The 16,339-nt window shown below is 71.8% G+C and carries 11 protein-coding genes and 2 pseudogenes; 5 read left to right on the top strand and 8 right to left on the bottom strand.

Annotated features, from left to right (window positions below):
• Positions 1-88 precede the first annotated feature (88 nt).
• Both ACFCZF_RS33750 and ACFCZF_RS33745 read right to left on the bottom strand, forming a co-directional pair.
• Complete coding sequence (locus ACFCZF_RS33750; RefSeq protein ID WP_375917006.1) at positions 89-970, bottom strand: ABC transporter permease; 882 nt, start codon at positions 968-970, stop codon at positions 89-91.
• Positions 967-3,618, bottom strand: a complete 2,652-nt coding sequence (locus ACFCZF_RS33745; protein ID WP_376674869.1) for a CocE/NonD family hydrolase — start codon at positions 3,616-3,618, stop codon at positions 967-969. Before ACFCZF_RS33745 ends, ACFCZF_RS33750 begins: the two co-directional genes overlap by 4 nt.
• 478 nt (positions 3,619-4,096) lie before the next feature.
• On the opposite strand from ACFCZF_RS33745, the gene ACFCZF_RS33740 reads away from it, so the two are divergent.
• Positions 4,097-4,960 carry a hypothetical protein gene (locus ACFCZF_RS33740; protein ID WP_376674868.1) on the top strand — a complete coding sequence of 288 codons (864 nt, stop codon included), beginning with the start codon at positions 4,097-4,099 and terminating at the stop codon, positions 4,958-4,960.
• A gap of 67 nt (positions 4,961-5,027) precedes the next feature.
• On the opposite strand, the gene mmsA is transcribed toward ACFCZF_RS33740, so the two are convergent.
• The 3 genes and pseudogenes from mmsA to ACFCZF_RS33725 form a co-directional block, all read right to left on the bottom strand.
• On the bottom strand, positions 5,028-6,530 hold the full coding sequence (gene mmsA / locus ACFCZF_RS33735; protein ID WP_375916998.1) for a CoA-acylating methylmalonate-semialdehyde dehydrogenase: 1,503 nt from the start codon (positions 6,528-6,530) through the stop codon (positions 5,028-5,030).
• Positions 6,531-6,544: 14 nt separating this feature from the next.
• Positions 6,545-6,727: pseudogene (locus ACFCZF_RS33730) on the bottom strand (hypothetical protein); the annotation flags it as partial.
• Positions 6,717-6,834 (bottom strand): annotated as a pseudogene (locus ACFCZF_RS33725) (5-deoxy-glucuronate isomerase); the annotation flags it as partial. The pseudogenes ACFCZF_RS33730 and ACFCZF_RS33725, both read right to left, overlap by 11 nt.
• A gap of 489 nt (positions 6,835-7,323) precedes the next feature.
• Between ACFCZF_RS33725 and ACFCZF_RS33720 the strand changes: the two are divergent.
• Complete coding sequence (locus ACFCZF_RS33720) at positions 7,324-7,515, top strand: AlpA family transcriptional regulator (RefSeq protein WP_073723204.1); 192 nt, start codon at positions 7,324-7,326, stop codon at positions 7,513-7,515.
• A gap of 50 nt (positions 7,516-7,565) precedes the next feature.
• Positions 7,566-8,168, top strand: a complete 603-nt coding sequence (locus ACFCZF_RS33715) for a GNAT family N-acetyltransferase (protein WP_376674867.1) — start codon at positions 7,566-7,568, stop codon at positions 8,166-8,168.
• On the opposite strand, the gene ACFCZF_RS33710 is transcribed toward ACFCZF_RS33715, so the two are convergent.
• On the bottom strand, positions 8,155-9,192 hold the full coding sequence (locus ACFCZF_RS33710; protein WP_376674866.1) for a zinc-dependent alcohol dehydrogenase family protein: 1,038 nt from the start codon (positions 9,190-9,192) through the stop codon (positions 8,155-8,157). The genes ACFCZF_RS33715 and ACFCZF_RS33710 overlap by 14 nt on opposite strands.
• A 157-nt stretch (positions 9,193-9,349) precedes the next feature.
• Here ACFCZF_RS33710 and ACFCZF_RS33705 point away from each other — a divergent pair, with 157 nt between their 5' ends.
• Entirely contained in the window at positions 9,350-9,589 is a 240-nt protein-coding gene (locus ACFCZF_RS33705; RefSeq protein WP_376674865.1) for a heavy-metal-associated domain-containing protein, read from the top strand.
• Between the two features lie 39 nt (positions 9,590-9,628).
• Entirely contained in the window at positions 9,629-11,890 is a 2,262-nt protein-coding gene (locus ACFCZF_RS33700) for a heavy metal translocating P-type ATPase (protein ID WP_376674864.1), read from the top strand.
• A gap of 624 nt (positions 11,891-12,514) precedes the next feature.
• Here the strand turns inward: ACFCZF_RS33700 and ACFCZF_RS33695 are convergent.
• Complete coding sequence (locus ACFCZF_RS33695) at positions 12,515-13,804, bottom strand: citrate synthase (protein ID WP_375916983.1); 1,290 nt, start codon at positions 13,802-13,804, stop codon at positions 12,515-12,517.
• A gap of 244 nt (positions 13,805-14,048) precedes the next feature.
• On the bottom strand, positions 14,049-16,301 hold the full coding sequence (locus ACFCZF_RS33690; protein ID WP_376674863.1) for an ATP-dependent RecD-like DNA helicase: 2,253 nt from the start codon (positions 16,299-16,301) through the stop codon (positions 14,049-14,051).
• Between the last annotated feature and the right edge of the window lie 38 nt (positions 16,302-16,339).

Genomic DNA, 16,339 nt, shown 5'->3' with positions numbered 1-16,339 from the left:
TCCATCACTACAATCACCACCGCCCCCACACCGCAACCGGCGGCAAACCACCCGTCACCAGGTTGACCAACGTCCCTGGGCAGTACACCTAGGACACGATGTCCTTGCGGGCGAACCCCCGGAAGGCCAGGGCGAACAGCACGAGCGCGTACGTCACCGACAGCGACGTGCCCTGGATGAGGCGGGTCCAGTCCAGTTCGGGCCGGACCGTGTCGAGCCAGGCGTACTGCCAGTGCGCGGGCAGGAAGTCGCGCCAGTCGCCGAGGGCGGTCACCTCGTCCAGGACGTTGCCGATGATGGTCAGGCCGACCGCGCCGCCGACCGCGCCGAGCGGCGCGTCCGTCTTGGTGGAGAGCCAGAACGCCAGGGCGGCGGTGACCAGTTGCGAGACGAAGACGTACGCCACCGTGATGGCCAGGCGCTCGGCCGCGGTGCCGGTGGGCAGGCTGCCGCCGGTGGGCAGCTCCAGCGGCCCCCAGCCGTAGGCGACCGAGCCGACGGCGAGCGCGACCAGCGGCAGCAGGACGATCGCGGCGAGGCTGAGGGTGAGGGCGACGACCAGCTTGGACCAGAGCAGGCGGGCACGGGGCACCGGTGCCGCGAGCAGATAGCGCAGGGACGACCAGCCGGCCTCCGAGGCGACCGTGTCCCCGAAGAACAGGGCGACGGGCACGACGAGGAGGAAGCCCGCGGAGGCGAAGAGGTTCACCGCGGCGAAGTTGGCTCCGGACGCGGTGGCCGAGTCCATCAGGCTGATCTGGTTGTTCGCGCCGCCCGGCTCGCCGCCGATCCGGAAGGCGACGAGCAGGACGAACGGCAGGGCGAACAGGATGCCGCCCATGACGAGCGTGCGGCGCCGCTTCAGCTGGCGGACCAGCTCGACCCGCACCGGCAGAGTGCGGCCCGCGCGGTAGCCCTCGGCGACCTCCTGGGGGCCGGCGGGCGCGGCGCCTTCGGCCAGCGTGCTCATGCCGGGTCTCCGATCAGGGTGAGGAAGGCGTCCTCGAGGCGCCGGTGGGGGCCCACCGACTCCACGGGCACGTCCAGGCGGACGAGTTCGGCGATCAGGTCCCTGGCCGTGCCCCCGCTGTCGAGCCGGACCAGCAGGCCGCCGTCGGTGGCGGCCGCCGAGGCCACGCCCGGCAGGGCGGCGACCTTCTCGACGAGCGGCGCGTCCACGCGCGCGGAGGTGCCCACGAGCAGTGTGTCGCCGGAGCCGACGATCTCGCCGACCGGTCCGGCCTGGACGAGCCTGCCGTGGTCCATGACCACCAGGTGGGTGCAGGTCTGCTCGACCTCGGCCAGCAGGTGGCTGGAGACGATCACCGTGCGGCCGGCCGCCGCGTAGCGGATCATCACCTCGCGCATCTCGCGGATCTGCGGCGGGTCGAGGCCGTTGGTCGGCTCGTCCAGGATCAGCAGGTCGGGCAGGCCCAGCATGGCCTGGGCGATGGCGAGGCGCTGGCGCATCCCCTGGGAGTAGGTGCGCACCGCGCGGGCGAGCGCGTCGCCGAGGCCGGCGATCTCCAGGGCCTCGTCCAGGTGGGCGTCCTCGGGCGGGCGGCCGGTGGCCCGCCAGTACAGCTCCAGGTTCTCGCGGCCGGACAGGTGCGGCAGGAAGCCCGCGCCCTCGACGAAGGCGCCGACGCGGGAGAGGACGGGGGCGCCGGGTGCGATGGCGTGGCCGAAGACGCGGATGTCGCCGCCGTCGGGCGCGATCAGGCCCATCAGCATGCGCAGGGTCGTCGTCTTGCCGGCGCCGTTCGGCCCGAGCAGGCCCAGCACCTGGCCCTTCTCCACCCGGAACGACAGGTCCCGGACGGCGTACCGGTCGGTGGACTTGGCGTACCGCTTGCTGAGGTCCGTGATCTGGAGCGGTACGTCGGCCAGCGCGGGGTCGGGCGGCGGGGCCGTGGTGCGGCGGCGGGCGGTCAGCAGCAGGGCCGCGGCGACGGCGGCTCCCGCGAGGGGCGCCCACCAGACCCAGGCGGGCAGCCCGGCCACCTGTCCGGTCCCGCCGAGTGCCGTCGGCACCTTCAGGTCGCCCTTCAGGGAGACGGTGTACGTGGCGGGGGCGGCCGGGGAGGCGTAGCCGAGGTCGGTGGAGGAGAGGACCAGGCGCAGCCGGTGACCGCTCTCGATCTCGTGGTCGACGGCCGGCAGGGTGATCTTCACGTCCCGGCCCGCCTTGGCGTCCGCCACCCTGACGGGCGTGACCAGTTGGGAGGGGAGCACCTGCTGGGCGCCGCCGGGGGCGACGTCGTACACCTTGGCGAAGAGCACGGCCTCGTCGCGGGTGGACTTCACATGGACGGTCGCGGTCGGGGAGCCGGTGATCTGGAGGTCCTCCCGGACGGGCGCCGACTCGAAGGCGGCGAACTGGCCGGGGAAGTCCAGGGAGACGCCGAGTCCGAGCGAGGAGAGCTGGGACAGTCCGCCGGAGCCGCCGATTCCGGGCAGCGCGGAGACCGCGGGCGGGCTGGCGCCTGCCGGGTTGTCGAAGCTCTGCTTGCGTCCGCGCAGTTCGATCGCGCGGGGCTCGCCGCCCAGGCCGGGGTAGGAGTCGGCGCTCACGCCCTCCAGGCGGGGTTCGCCGTCGCCGCTGCCGGAGCCGAGGGTGCGGCTGACGCGGAAGCCGGGGCCGGTACCGGCCGACTCGTCGTCCTTCAGATAGCGGTCGAACCATTCGCCGACGCGGGCCTGGACCCGGTCCGTCTCCAGGTCGCCGCCGTCGTGGCCGCCCGAGATCCAGTCGACGGCCACCGGGGCGCCGTTGGCGCGGATCGCCTGCGCGGCCCGGTCGGCCTGGCCGAGCGGGAAGAGGGAGTCGGTCTGGCCCTGCATCAGCAGCGTGGGCACGTCGATGCGCTCGCCGACGGCCTGCGGGCTGCGTTCGTCGAGGAGTTCCACGGCCTTCGGGTCCGGCTGTCCGGACTCGGCGACTCGCTGGTACATGCGGCAGAGCTGGTCCTCGAACCGGTCGCAGCCGCCGCCGAGGTTGACGAAGATGCCGGCCCACAGCTTCTTGAAGACGCCGTTCGGGAAGAGGGCGTCCGAGAGGTTCCAGTACGTTATGGCGGGGGCGATCGCGTCCACCCGTCGGTCGTGCCCGGCGGCCAGCAGCGCGACCGCGCCGCCGTAGGAGCCGCCGGCGACGCCCACGCGCGGGTCGCCCTTCTCGTCCAGCCGGATCTGCGGCTGCTTCGCCAGCCAGTCGATCAGCCGGGACACGTCGGCGACCTCGCCGTCCGGGGCGTTCAGCCCGATCTTCCCCGTGGACTTGCCGAAGCCGCGCGCCGACCAGGTCAGGACCGCGTACCCGTCCCGCGCGAGGCTCTCGGCCTGCTCCCGTACGTCGGCCTTGCTGCCGCCGAAGCCGTGCGCGAGCAGGACGGCCGGGCGGGGGCCGCCGGAGCCCGCCGTGAAGTAGGAGGTGTCCAGGCGCACCCCGTCGCCCACGGCCATGACCCGGTCGGCGCGGTGCACCGGGGGCGGGTCGTCGCCGGCGACGGCCGTCCATGTCCCGGCGCCGGCGAGTACGACGACGGCGGCCGCGGCACAGAGCGTCCGCCGCGGCCCCCGTAGCAGCCCTCGCACGCGGGGCAGTCGAAGATCCATGCGTCAACGGTACGGGCCGCCGCCGACAACGGGGGCAGCCCGGGGGCTGAACCGCCGCCCCTCCCACGGAAGTACGGCGACGGTGCCGCGTACCACGAACGCGGTAGGGCGGGCCGCACGCCGAACGGGCTCCTGGACCGCCGGGTTCGGCCGCAGGGCTCCCGGTCCGCGGGTTACGACCGGGCGGATTCCCGGACCGCCGGTCACGGCCGGGCAGGCCCCCGGACCCCCGGTCACGGCCGGGCGGACTCCCGGACCGCCGGTCACGGCCGGGCAGGCCCCCGGACCGCCGGTTACGACCGGGCGGACTCCCGGACCGCCGGTCACGGCCGGGCAGGCCCCCGGACCCCCGGTCACGGCCGGGCAAGGAACGGGGCAAAAAAACGTTCCGTCGTCCGGGGCCCGGATGCTGTCGGTGGGGGCCGGTAGAGTCCTGTACACAGGTGAATCACAGGAACACAGCAACGGGTGGGGACTCATGAAGCTGACATACACCGCTGCCTGGGTGGGGCTGACGGCGGCGGCGATGGTCGCGGCGACCGCGTGCGGCTCGGAGGGCGCCAAGACGGCCGCCGAGAGCGCCGACAAGGCGGCCGACAAGGCCGTGAGCAAGGCCGACACGATCATGGCCGCGCTCTCGCGGGCCACCGACCGGACCGAGGAGCTGGGCTCCGCCGAGGTCAGGACGACGACCGACCTGGGCACCGGAGAGCCGATCTCCATGGACGGCACGTACTCCTGGGGCGACGGCTACGCGCTCGACGTCGAGATGGACGCCGAGGCCGCGCAGATGCAGGAGCTCACGGACTCCCCGACCGTGCGCACCCTGTTCGTGGACGGCGCCTACTACTACGACATCGACCCCCAGCCCGCCGGCCCGCTCGCGGGCAAGGAGTGGATGAAGATCGACGGGTCGGCCGTGTTCGGCGAGTCGGGTGCCGCCGCGATGAGCGGGGGCGGCGGCGGTGCCAGCCCGGCGGACTCCATGAAGGGCCTCAAGTACGCGAGCGACGTCGAGGACCTCGGCAAGGAGACCGTCAACGGCAAGTCCACGACCCACTACCGGGCCGTGCTCGACCAGGAGGACATGGGCAAGTTCAAGGAGGCCTTCAGCGGCGCCGACAGCATGCTCGACTCCGCCACCGGCGGCAGCTCGATCACCATGGACATCTGGGTGGGCGACAAGGACCTGCCGGTGCGCCTGAAGCAGGAGTTCGGCGCCATGGAGGTCACCATGGACTTCGACAAGTTCGGCGCCACCAAGGAGATCGTGGCCCCGCCCGCCGGGCAGACCGGCGACCTCACGGAGGAAGTGAAGAACTCCGGAGTGCAGCAGGGCTGACACGCGTGCCGGTGCCTCCGTCCCACCGGGTGGGACGGAGGCACCGGGTGTCTCGGGCGGCCGCGTCTCAGTGGTTGCGGGGGAAACCCAGGTCCACGCCCGCCGGGCCGTCGGCCGGGTCCGGCCAGCGGGTGGTGACGACCTTGCCGCGGGTGTAGAAGTGCGTGCCGTCGTTGCCGTAGATGTGGTGGTCGCCGAAGAGGCTGTCCTTCCAGCCGCCGAAGGAGTGGTAGCCCACGGGGACCGGGATCGGGACGTTCACGCCGACCATGCCGGCCTCGACCTCCAGCTGGAAGCGGCGGGCCGCGCCGCCGTCCCGGGTGAAGATCGCGGTGCCGTTGCCGAAGGGTGAGGCGTTGATGAGCGCGATGCCCTCCTCGTAGGTCTCGGCGCGCAGCACGCACAGGACCGGGCCGAAGATCTCGTCCTGGTAGGCCTTCGCCGTGGTCGGCACCCGGTCCAGCAGGGAGATGCCGATCCAGTGGCCGTCCTCGTGACCGTCGACCGTGTGTCCGGTGCCGTCCAGGACGACCTCGCAGCCCTCGGCCGCCGCGCCCTCTACGTAGGACGCCACCTTGTCGCGGTGCGCCTTGGTGATGAGGGGGCCCATCTCCGACGCCGGGTCGTCGCCGGGGCCGATCTTGATCTTCTCGGCGCGCTCGCGGATCTTCTCGACCAGTTCGTCGCCGACGGCGCCGACCGCGACGACCGCGGAGATCGCCATGCAGCGCTCGCCGGCCGAGCCGTAGGCCGCGCTCACCGCCGCGTCGGCCGCCGCGTCGAGGTCGGCGTCCGGCAGCACCAGCATGTGGTTCTTGGCGCCGCCGAGCGCCTGCACGCGCTTGCCGTTGGCGGAGGCGGTGGTGTGGATGTAGCGGGCGATCGGGGTCGAGCCGACGAACGAGACCGCCTTGACGTCCGGGTGTTCTAGGAGGCGGTCCACGGCCACCTTGTCACCGTGCACGACGTTGAAGACGCCGTCCGGCAGACCGGCCTCGGAGAACAGCTCGGCGATCTTCATCGCGGCCGACGGGTCCTTCTCGCTCGGCTTGAGCACGAAGGTGTTGCCGCAGGCGATGGCGATGGGGAACATCCACATCGGCACCATCGCCGGGAAGTTGAACGGCGTGATACCGGCGACCACGCCGAGCGGCTGCCGGATCGAGGACACGTCGACGCGGGTGGCGACCTGCGTCGACAGCTCGCCCTTGAGCTGCACGGTGATGCCGCAGGCCAGGTCGACGATCTCCAGGCCGCGCGCGACCTCGCCGAGCGCGTCGGAGTGCACCTTGCCGTGCTCGGCGGTGATCAGCGCGGCGATCTCGTCGCGGTGCGCGTCCAGCAGCGCCCGGAACTTGAAGAGGATCGAGGTGCGCTGCGCCAGCGAGGACTGACCCCAGGTCAGGTAAGCGTCCTTGGCGGCGGCGACCGCGGCGTCCACCTCGTCGACGGAGGCGAAGGCGACCTTCGTGGTGACCGCGCCGGTCGCCGGGTCGGTCACCGGCCCGTACGTACCCGAGGCGCCTTCGGCGGTCTTGCCGCCGATCCAGTGGTTGACGATGTTCGTCATGACCGAGAACTCCTTCACAGATGGCGGCGACGGGTCGAGACGTGCCGTTGGTCCAGCTCACGGGCCGTGACCGGCGACGATCGGGTCGTGGTCACTGCCATGGGTCCATCCCAGCAGCCGGGCGCTGCGGGCGCGCCCGACACTGTGTATGCGGTTTGGGTGTCCGCGTAGACACGTGGGGCAGTGTCGGCGGCCCGTACGGCGACGGGACGCGGAAACCTCCGGCGCGGGGCCGGTACGAGCGGGGAGTCGGCGCTCGGACTTCGCTCCTGCCAGGGCGAAGCGGCCTTCCCGCGCCGGAGGCGTTTGGTGGGGGAACCGGCGACGACGTAAGGGGACTTGCGCCCCCGGCCATCGGGTCGTGCGCCATCACGTTCCCCTTCGTGCCCGTCGTTGCCTGCCCGCCGTTGCGTCTCCCCCGGTTTCTAGCCCCACGCGTGCGGCCTGTCAATGTTTTGTCCGGACATTCGGACGAAATAGCTGACGACATGGCCGACGACATGGTCCGGACGGCGGCCCGCCCACGCGCACCGCACCCCCAGGCCCCCGCAGTCAACGCGCCACGCCCGGACTCCGGTGTATCCCTTTGCGGCACTCCTGTCACAAAGACGACCCTCGTGTCACACATGTCACGCGCACGCAGGCCTTCCGTCACACCCGGGAACGGCCCCTGACCGTCCCCCGCTCCACGTCGTTCACCCCCCACAGGCTTGGTGATCGCCAGCGCAGCGCCCGGCTCCCCCCGGCGTCCGTCCCCGGTCGCCGCCGCGGTGCGCGCAGGGAGGTGCGACTAGTGACCGACCGAAGGCTCTGGTCCTACAAGGACATCGCGGCCCACATCCGGGTACAGCCGGACACCGTGCGGTCGTACCGCAAGCACGGGCTGCTGCCCCCGCCCGACCACGTGGAGGGCGGGAAACCGTACTGGTACGCGGACACGGTCCGGGCCTGGGTGGCGTCCCGGCCACGCAACCGGAAGCGATAGGTCGGAAAATCGTTCTGTGCCTCACTGGCGGGTGGGGCACAGTGCAGCCCATGGACTTCTCCGTCAAACCCGTCCTGACCGGCGACAGGACCGTACTGCGACCGTTCACCGAGGCCGACGCCGAGCAGATGTGGGCGATCATCAACGACCCCGAGGTGGAGCGCTTCACCGGCTCGCCGGGACACGAGCTCACCCCGGAGCTGCTGCGCACCTGGTACGGCTCCCGCGGCGCGCAGCCCGACCGGCTCGACCTGGCGGTCACCGATCCCGCCGACGGCGGACTCCTCGGCGAGGTCGTACTCAACGAATGGGAGCCCGAGAGCCGTACCTGCACCTTCCGCACCCTGATCGGCGCGCGGGGCCGCGGCCGGGGCGTCGGCACCGAGGCGACCCGGCTGATCGTCGGATACGGCTTCGAGGAACTGGGCCTGCACCGGATCCAGTTGGACGCCTACGCCGACAACCACCGGGCCGTGCGGGTCTACGAGAAGGTCGGGTTCGTGCTGGAGGGGATCCGGCGCGAGGCGGAGTGGCGCGACGGCGCGTGGGCGGACGAGGTGCTGATGGCCGTCCTCGACCACCAGTGGGCCGCCCACCGCGGGCACCCCCGGACCGACGGCACCCGCCCCGAGGCCGGCGTCACGGCTCGATGACCGTCACCCCCGCGCCGGATGCCGTCCCCATCGCGGCCAGTGCGGCCGGGACCTCGTCCAGCCCGATGGTGGACGTCACCAGCAGGTCGGGCCGGAGCGCTCCCGTGCGGACCAGCTCCAGCATCGGCGGGTAGGTGTGCGCGGCCATCCCGTGGCTGCCGACGAGTTCCAGCTCCAGGGCGACGGCCCGGGCCATCGGCACCGGTGTGGTGCCGTCCGGCGAGGGCAGCAGCCCGACCTGGACATGCCGGCCGCGGCGGCGCAGGCCGTTCACGGACGCGGCGCAGGTGACGGGCGAGCCGAGGGCGTCGAGGGAGAGGTGGGCGCCGCCGCCGGTGAGGTCGCGGACCGCCGCCGCCGTGTCCGGCGTCCGGGCCGCGTCCACACACTCCGCCGCGCCGAACGCACGCGCCAGCTCCAGCGCCCGGGGCGACACGTCCACGGCGACGACCCGCGCGCCCGCGGCCGCCGCGATCATCACGGCCGACAGACCGACGCCGCCGCAGCCGTGCACCGCGACCCACTCCCCCGCCGCGAGGCGCCCCTGCCGCACCACGGCCCGGAACGCCGTGGCGAACCGGCAGCCGAGGGAGGCGGCCGTCGCGTACGACATGCCCTCGGGTACGGCGACGAGGTTGACGTCGGCGTGGTCGAGGGCCACGTACTCGGCGAAGGAGCCCCAGTGGGTGAAGCCGGGCTGGGTCTGCCGTTCGCACACCTGCTGATCGCCCGCCGCACACGCCCCGCAGCTCCCGCAGGCGCAGACGAAGGGCACGGTCACCCGGTCGCCGGGCCGCCACCCGGCCACCCGGTCGCCGACCGCCGCCACGACACCGGCGAGTTCGTGACCGGGCACGTGCGGCAGCTCGATGTCCGCGTCGTGGCCCTGCCAGCCGTGCCAGTCGCTGCGGCACAGCCCGGTCGCCTCGACGCGGACCACGACGCCGTGCGGCGCGGGCTCCGGGTCGGGCACCTCCCGTACCTCGGCGGGCTCCCCGAACCGCTCGAACACGACCGCGCGCATCCGTCACCCTCACTTCCGTACCGGCATTCCCGCTTCCGGTCCCCCATCTCACGGCAGACTGTGCGGGACTGATACCCCCTAGGGGTACAGTGGGAGGTGAGTGGTCCACGCTGGATCACGGGTACCCGCCATGAACGCCCCGACGAGGAGTAACGACATGACCGCCCAGACCGACACCCAGGGCTCCGTCACCACCGTCTACAAGGTGAGCGGAATGAGCTGCGGACACTGCGAGGGCGCCGTCTCCGGCGAGATCTCCGAGATCGCCGGCGTCGGCTCGGCGCGGGCCGTCGCCTCGACCGGCGAGGTCACCGTCGTCTCCGAGACGCCCCTGGACGACGAGGCCGTACGCGCCGCCGTGGACGAGGCGGGCTTCGAGCTCGTCGGCAGGGCCTGAGCCACGGCGCACGCACCGTTCCGTTCTGGAGGCCGGACCATGACCAGCACCACCGCGGAGGCACGCACCGCCGCGACGGCCGCCGACCCGCACCTCGCCGAGGTCGAGCTGCTCATCGGCGGGATGACCTGTGCCTCCTGCGCGGCTCGCGTCGAGAAGAAGCTCAACCGCATGGACGGTGTCACCGCCACGGTGAACTACGCGACGGAGAAGGCCCGGATCACCCACCCGGCGGCCACCCCGGTCGCCGACCTGATCGCCACCGTCGTGAAGACCGGGTACTCCGCCGAGGAACCGGCGCCGCCGCCGGAGCCCGCCGACGAGGCCGAGCCCGAGCACAGCGGCGAGGACCCCGAGCCGGCGGCCCTGCGTCAGCGCCTGGTCGTCTCGGTCCTCCTCGCCGCTCCGGTGGTCCTGCTCGCGATGGTCCCGGCGCTCCAGTTCGACAACTGGCAGTGGCTCTCGCTCACCCTGGCCGCGCCCGTCGTCGTCTGGGGCGGCCTCCCCTTCCACCGCGCCGCCTGGACGAACGTCCGGCACGGCGCGGCCACCATGGACACGCTGGTCTCGCTCGGCACTCTCGCGGCGTTCGGCTGGTCGCTGTGGGCGCTGTTCTTCGGGGACGCGGGCATGCCGGGCATGCGGCACGGCTTCGACCTCACCGTCTCCCGCACCGACGGCGCCTCCACGATCTACCTGGAGGCCGCCGCCGGGGTCACCGCCTTCCTCCTCCTCGGCCGCTGGCTGGAGGCCCGTTCCAAGCGCCGCGCCGGCGCCGCGCTGCGGGCACTGATGGAGCTGGGCGCCAGGGACGTCGCCGTACTGCGGGACGGGCGCGAGGTGCGGATCCCGGTGGCCCGGCTGGCGGTCGGCGACCGGTTCGTCGTACGGCCCGGCGAGAAGATCGCCACCGACGGGACGGTGACCGAGGGCGCCTCCGCCGTGGACGCCTCGATGCTGACCGGCGAGTCGGTGCCGGTGGACGTGACGGCCGGTGACGCCGTCACCGGCGCCACGGTCAACGCCGGCGGCCGACTGGTCGTCGAGGCCACCCGGGTCGGCGCGGACACACAGCTGGCGCGGATGGCGAAGCTGGTCGAGGACGCGCAGAGCGGCAAGGCCGAGGTACAGCGGCTCGCCGACCGGATCTCCGGCGTCTTCGTGCCCGTCGTGCTGCTGATCGCGGTCGCCACCTTCGGCGGGTGGCTGGGCGCCACCGGTGACACGGTCGCCGCGTTCACGGCCGCCGTGGCCGTACTGATCATCGCGTGCCCGTGCGCGCTGGGTCTGGCCACGCCGACCGCGCTGATGGTGGGCACCGGACGCGGCGCCCAGCTCGGCATCCTGATCAAGGGGCCCGAGGTACTGGAGTCCACGCGGCGCGTCGACACGGTCGTCCTGGACAAGACGGGCACCGTCACCACCGGCCGCATGACCCTCCACGAGGTGTACGCCGCCGAGGGCACCGACGAGGCGGAGCTGCTGCGGCTCGCGGGCGCCGTCGAGCACGCCTCCGAGCACCCCGTGGCCCGCGCGATCGCGGCCGGTGCCGAGGAGAGGGTCGGCGCGCTGCCGGGCGCCGAGGACTTCGAGAACGTCCCCGGGCGCGGCGTACGCGCACGCGTGGAGGGCCGCGAGGTGGCCGTGGGGCGCCTCTACGACGCTCTCCCGCCCGGGGTGGCGCGTGCCAGGGACGAGGCCGAGAGGGACGGTCGTACGGCCGTCGTGGTCGGCTGGGACGGCGCGGCGCGCGGGGTCGTCTCCGTGGCGGACGCGGTGAAGGAGACCAGCGCCGATGCGGTGGCCGAGCTGCGCCGGCTGGGCCTCACCCCCGTGCTGCTGACCGGGGACAACAGGCGTGTCGCCGAGGCGGTCGCCGGAGCGGTCGGCATCGACGAGGTGATCGCCGAGGTGCTGCCCGAGGACAAGGTCGCCGTGGTGGAACGGCTGCGGGCCGAGGGCCGTACGGTCGCCATGGTCGGGGACGGCGTCAACGACGCGGCCGCGCTCGCCGTCGCCGATCTGGGTCTGGCGATGGGCACGGGGACGGACGCGGCGATCGAGGCGGGCGACCTGACGCTGGTGCGCGGGGACCTGCGGGTGGCCGCGGACGCGATCCGGCTGTCCCGGCGCACCCTCTCCACGATCAAGGGCAACCTCGTGTGGGCCTTCGGCTACAACGTGGCCGCGCTGCCGCTGGCCGCCGCCGGGATGCTCAACCCGATGATCGCGGGGGCGGCGATGGCCTTCTCCTCGGTGTTCGTGGTCACCAACAGCCTCCGGCTCCGGGCCTTTCACTGAGCGCGCATTCCCCGCAGGTCGAGGGCCGGCACCTCTGGAGTCCGGCACTCGACTCACATAAGCTCTTCACAAGGCTCGCGCATCTTCCTTACGCTTGGGTCCCGTCACACGTACCGGGGCTCTTGCGCACCTAACGGACATATGCAAGAGACGCAGATCACAGTGATGCGAACGTAACCATCGAAGGGGTTCGAAGGTCTAAGTTGGCGATGTCAGGCAGCGTCTTGGGGGGCGCCACCTGGCATCTGGGGACGTCTTGGGGGACTTTCCCAGAGCTGCGTTGCCGGGACACGTACACCGGGAAGCTTTGAGCGGCCCTCCCGGGCGTGCGCTGTCCCGGCAGACCGCACGACGAGCACAACAGGCGTGACGGGTTCTGCTCGTTGCGCTCAGTACAGCGATTCAGGCGCTGTCCTCACATACGCCCGGCCGGATCCCGTGGGGGGAATCCGCACCGGGACATGGGAAGGCGCCCTGGTTCGTCGGCCCGTGGGGGGACCGGCGCCAGGGCGCCTTCTGCTGTTCGTGCCACCGCCGCCCGGCCCGCCGCCGCCCACAGAAGAGTCCCGTACCGCTCGGGGCGGCACGGGACTCTCTGGACGCGCTGCGGGGGTGCCTGGCGGCTCAGCGCTCCTCGACGGGGACGAAGTCGCGCTCGACGACGCCCGTGTAGATCTGGCGCGGGCGGCCGATGCGGGAGCCCGGCTCCTTGATCATCTCGTGCCACTGGGCGATCCAGCCCGGCAGCCGGCCGAGGGCGAACAGGACCGTGAACATCTCGGTCGGGAAGCCCATGGCCCGGTAGATCAGGCCGGTGTAGAAGTCGACGTTCGGGTAGAGGCTGCGCGAGACGAAGTAGTCGTCGGAGAGCGCGTGCTCCTCCAGCTTCAGGGCGATGTCCAGCAGCTCGTCGGACTTGCCGAGGGCGGAGAGCACGTCGTGCGCGGCGGCCTTGATGATCTTGGCGCGCGGGTCGAAGTTCTTGTAGACCCGGTGGCCGAAGCCCATCAGGCGGACGCCGTCCTCCTTGTTCTTCACCTTGCGGATGAAGGTGTCGACGTCGCCGCCGGAGTCGCGGATGCCCTCCAGCATCTCCAGCACCGACTGGTTGGCGCCGCCGTGCAGCGGGCCCCAGAGCGCGTTGATGCCGGCGGAGATCGAGGCGAACATGTTCGCCTGCGAGGAGCCGACCAGGCGGACCGTGGAGGTCGAGCAGTTCTGCTCGTGGTCCGCGTGCAGGATCAGCAGCTTGTCCAGGGCGGCCACGACCGTCGGGTCGAGCTCGTACTCCTGCGCCGGGACCGAGAACGTCATGCGCAGGAAGTTCTCGACGTAGCCGAGGTCGTTGCGCGGGTAGACGAACGGGTGGCCGATCGACTTCTTGTACGCGTAGGCCGCGATCGTCGGAAGCTTCGCGAGCAGCCGGATCGTGGAAAGGTTGCGCTGGCGCTCGTCGAACGGGTTGTGGCTGTCCTGGTAGAACGTCGACAGCGCCGAGACGACCGACGACAGCATGGCCATCGGGTGGGCGTCGCGCGGGAAGCCCTTGTAGAAGTTCTTGACGTCCTCGTGCAGCAGGGTGTGCTGCGTGATCTCGTTCTTGAACGCGGTGAGCTCGTCGACGGTCGGCAGCTCGCCGTTGATCAGCAGGTAGGCGACCTCCACGAAGGAGGAGCGCTCGGCCAGCTGCTCGATCGGGTAGCCGCGGTACCGGAGGATGCCCGCCTCGCCGTCCAGATACGTGATGGCGGATTTATAGGCGGCGGTGTTGCCGTAACCGCTGTCCAGCGTCACCAGACCGGTCTGGGCGCGGAGCTTCCCGATGTCGAAGCCCTTGTCGCCGACGGTGCTGTCGATCACCGGGTAGGTGTACTCGCCGTCGCCGTACCGCAGTACTACTGAGTTGTCGCTCACGTCTTCCCTCACCGACGTAGTGCCTCATCTTCGAGGTGCCCTGACTGTCTCTACCATCCCCCACTTGGCTCAGGAGAGTGCACTCGGGGTCGACCATCGGGCCTATTGGCGGCACTCAGTGCCGCCAATTTGCTCATCCTGCCCCCTCTCCTTCCCTTCCGGAAGTGCTCTGTGACCTTTGCGACTCGTTTGATCGATCATTTTTTTCACACAGGTGGAGAGGTTTCACCGGAAGGTCTCCGGGTCAGGAGCCCGCCAGCCGGAAGTCGAGCGCCGTGCAGCGCCGGCCGGCCGACACCGTGCGCACCGCCTGCCCGATCGCCTTGCGGGAACCGACGAGGACGACCAGCTTCTTGGCCCGGGTGACCGCCGTGTACAGCAGGTTCCGCTGGAGCATCATCCAGGCGCCGGTGGTCACGGGGATGACGACCGCCGGGTACTCGCTCCCCTGCGAGCGATGGATGGTCACCGCGTAGGCGTGGGCCAGCTCGTCCAGTTCGTCGAACTCGTACGGAACCTCCTCGTCCTCGTCCGTCAGCACGGTGAGGCGCTGCTCCACCGGGTCGAGCGAGGTGACCACGCCGACGGTGCCGTTGAAGACGCCGTTCTCACCCTTCTCGTAATTGTTGCGAATCTGGGTGACCTTGTCGCCGACCCGGAAGACACGACCGCCGAACCGCTTCTCCGGCACGTCCGGGCGCCCCGGGGTGACGGCCTGCTGGAGCAGCCCGTTCAGCGTGCCCGCGCCGGCGGGCCCCCGGTGCATGGGCGCGAGGACCTGCACGTCCCGGCGCGGGTCGAGCCCGAACTTCGCCGGGATGCGGCGCGCGGCGACGTCCACCGTGAGCCGCCCCGCCTCCTCCGTGTCGTCCTCGACGAAGAGGAAGAAGTCCTTCATGCCGTCGGTGTGCGGGTGCTGCCCGGCGTTGATCCGGTGCGCGTTGGTCACCACCCCCGACTGCTGGGCCTGGCGGAAGACGCGGGTGAGGCGGACGGCGGGGACGGGGCTGCCGGGGGCGAGCAGGTCCCGGAGCACCTCCCCCGCGCCCACGCTGGGCAGCTGGTCGACGTCCCCGACGAAGAGCAGGTGAGCGCCGGGCGGCACGGCCTTGACCAGCTTGTTGGCGAGGAGCAGGTCCAGCATCGACGCCTCGTCCACCACGACGAGGTCGGCGTCCAGCGGCCGGTCCCGGTCGTAGGCGGCGTCGCCGCCCGGCTTGAGCTCCAGCAGGCGGTGCACGGTGGAGGCCTCGGCGCCGGTCAGCTCGGCGAGGCGCTTGGCGGCCCGCCCGGTCGGCGCGGCGAGCACCACCTTCGCCTTCTTCGCGCGGGCCAGCTCGACGACGGACCTGACGGTGAACGACTTGCCGCAGCCCGGCCCGCCGGTCAGGACGGCGACCTTTTCGGTGAGGGCGAGTTTGACGGCGTCCTCCTGCTCGGGGGCGAGGTCGGCGCCGGTACGGCCCTTCAGCCATCCCAGGGCCTTGTCCCAGGCCACGTCCCCGAACCCCGGCATCCGGTCCTCGCCGGTGCGCAGGAGGCGCAGCAGCTGGGCGGAGAGGGCCAGCTCGGCGCGGTGGAAGGGGACGAGGTAGACGGCGGTGACGGGGTCGCCGCCCTCCGGGTCGGGGACCTTCTCGCGTACGACGCCGGGGTCCTCGCCCTCCTCGGGCTCGGCGGCCAGCTCGGCGAGGCACTCGATGACCAGCCCGGTGTCCACCTGGAGCAGCTTCACCGCGTCGGCGATCAGCTTCTCCTCGGGGAGGTAGCAGTGCCCCTGGTCGGTGGCCTGCGACAGGGCGTACTGCAGCCCCGCCTTCACCCGCTCCGGGCTGTCGTGCGGGATGCCGACGGACTGGGCGATCTTGTCGGCGGTCAGGAAGCCGATCCCCCAGACGTCGGACGCCAGCCGGTAGGGCTGGTTCTTCACGACGGAGATCGACGCGTCGCCGTACTTCTTGTAGATCCGCACGGCGATCGACGTCGAGACCTCGACGGTCTGGAGGAAGAGCATGACCTCCTTGATCGCCTTCTGCTCGTCCCACGCGTCGGCGATCTTCTTGGTCCGCTTGGGGCCGAGGCCGGGCACCTCGATGAGCCGCTTGGGCTCCTCCTCGATGATCTGGAGCGTGTCCACGCCGAAGTGCTGCGTGATGCGGTCGGCGAAGACCGGGCCGATGCCCTTGACCAGGCCGGAGCCGAGGTAACGCCGGATGCCCTGGACCGTGGCCGGGAGCACGGTCGTGTAGTTCTCCACGTGGAACTGCTTGCCGTACTGGGGGTGCGAGCCCCAGCGGCCCTCCATGCGCAGGGACTCGCCGGCCTGGGCGCCGAGCAGCGCGCCGACGACTGTGAGGAGGTCGCCGGCGCCTCTGCCGGTGTCGACGCGGGCGACGGTGTAGCCGTTCTCCTCGTTGGCGTACGTGATGCGTTCCAGGACGCCTTCGAGGGTGGCGAGTCGCCGTTCACCGGGAGCGGCATCGGACTGGTTGGGCATGATCTGACGGTACCGGTGGGGTGTGACAGCGGTGACCG

This window comes from Streptomyces sp. NPDC056296 (assembly GCF_042268605.1).
GTDB lineage: Bacteria > Actinomycetota > Actinomycetes > Streptomycetales > Streptomycetaceae > Streptomyces.
Note: the sequence above shows the minus strand (reverse complement) of the source record. Positions and strands in the feature narration are given on the sequence as shown.

Bases quoted from the DNA above. Each gene is read 5' to 3' on its own strand.
- ACFCZF_RS33690 (WP_376674863.1), bottom strand. From the start codon at position 16,301: ATGCCCAACCAGTCCGATGCCGCTCCCGGTGAACGGCGACTCGCCACC.
- ACFCZF_RS33715 (WP_376674867.1), top strand. From the start codon at position 7,566: ATGGACTTCTCCGTCAAACCCGTCCTGACCGGCGACAGGACCGTACTG.
- ACFCZF_RS33700 (WP_376674864.1), top strand. From the start codon at position 9,629: ATGACCAGCACCACCGCGGAGGCACGCACCGCCGCGACGGCCGCCGAC.
- ACFCZF_RS33740 (WP_376674868.1), top strand. From the start codon at position 4,097: ATGAAGCTGACATACACCGCTGCCTGGGTGGGGCTGACGGCGGCGGCG.
- mmsA (WP_375916998.1), bottom strand. From the start codon at position 6,530: ATGACGAACATCGTCAACCACTGGATCGGCGGCAAGACCGCCGAAGGC.
- ACFCZF_RS33750 (WP_375917006.1), bottom strand. From the start codon at position 970: ATGAGCACGCTGGCCGAAGGCGCCGCGCCCGCCGGCCCCCAGGAGGTC.
- ACFCZF_RS33745 (WP_376674869.1), bottom strand. From the start codon at position 3,618: ATGGATCTTCGACTGCCCCGCGTGCGAGGGCTGCTACGGGGGCCGCGG.
- ACFCZF_RS33705 (WP_376674865.1), top strand. From the start codon at position 9,350: ATGACCGCCCAGACCGACACCCAGGGCTCCGTCACCACCGTCTACAAG.
- ACFCZF_RS33710 (WP_376674866.1), bottom strand. From the start codon at position 9,192: ATGCGCGCGGTCGTGTTCGAGCGGTTCGGGGAGCCCGCCGAGGTACGG.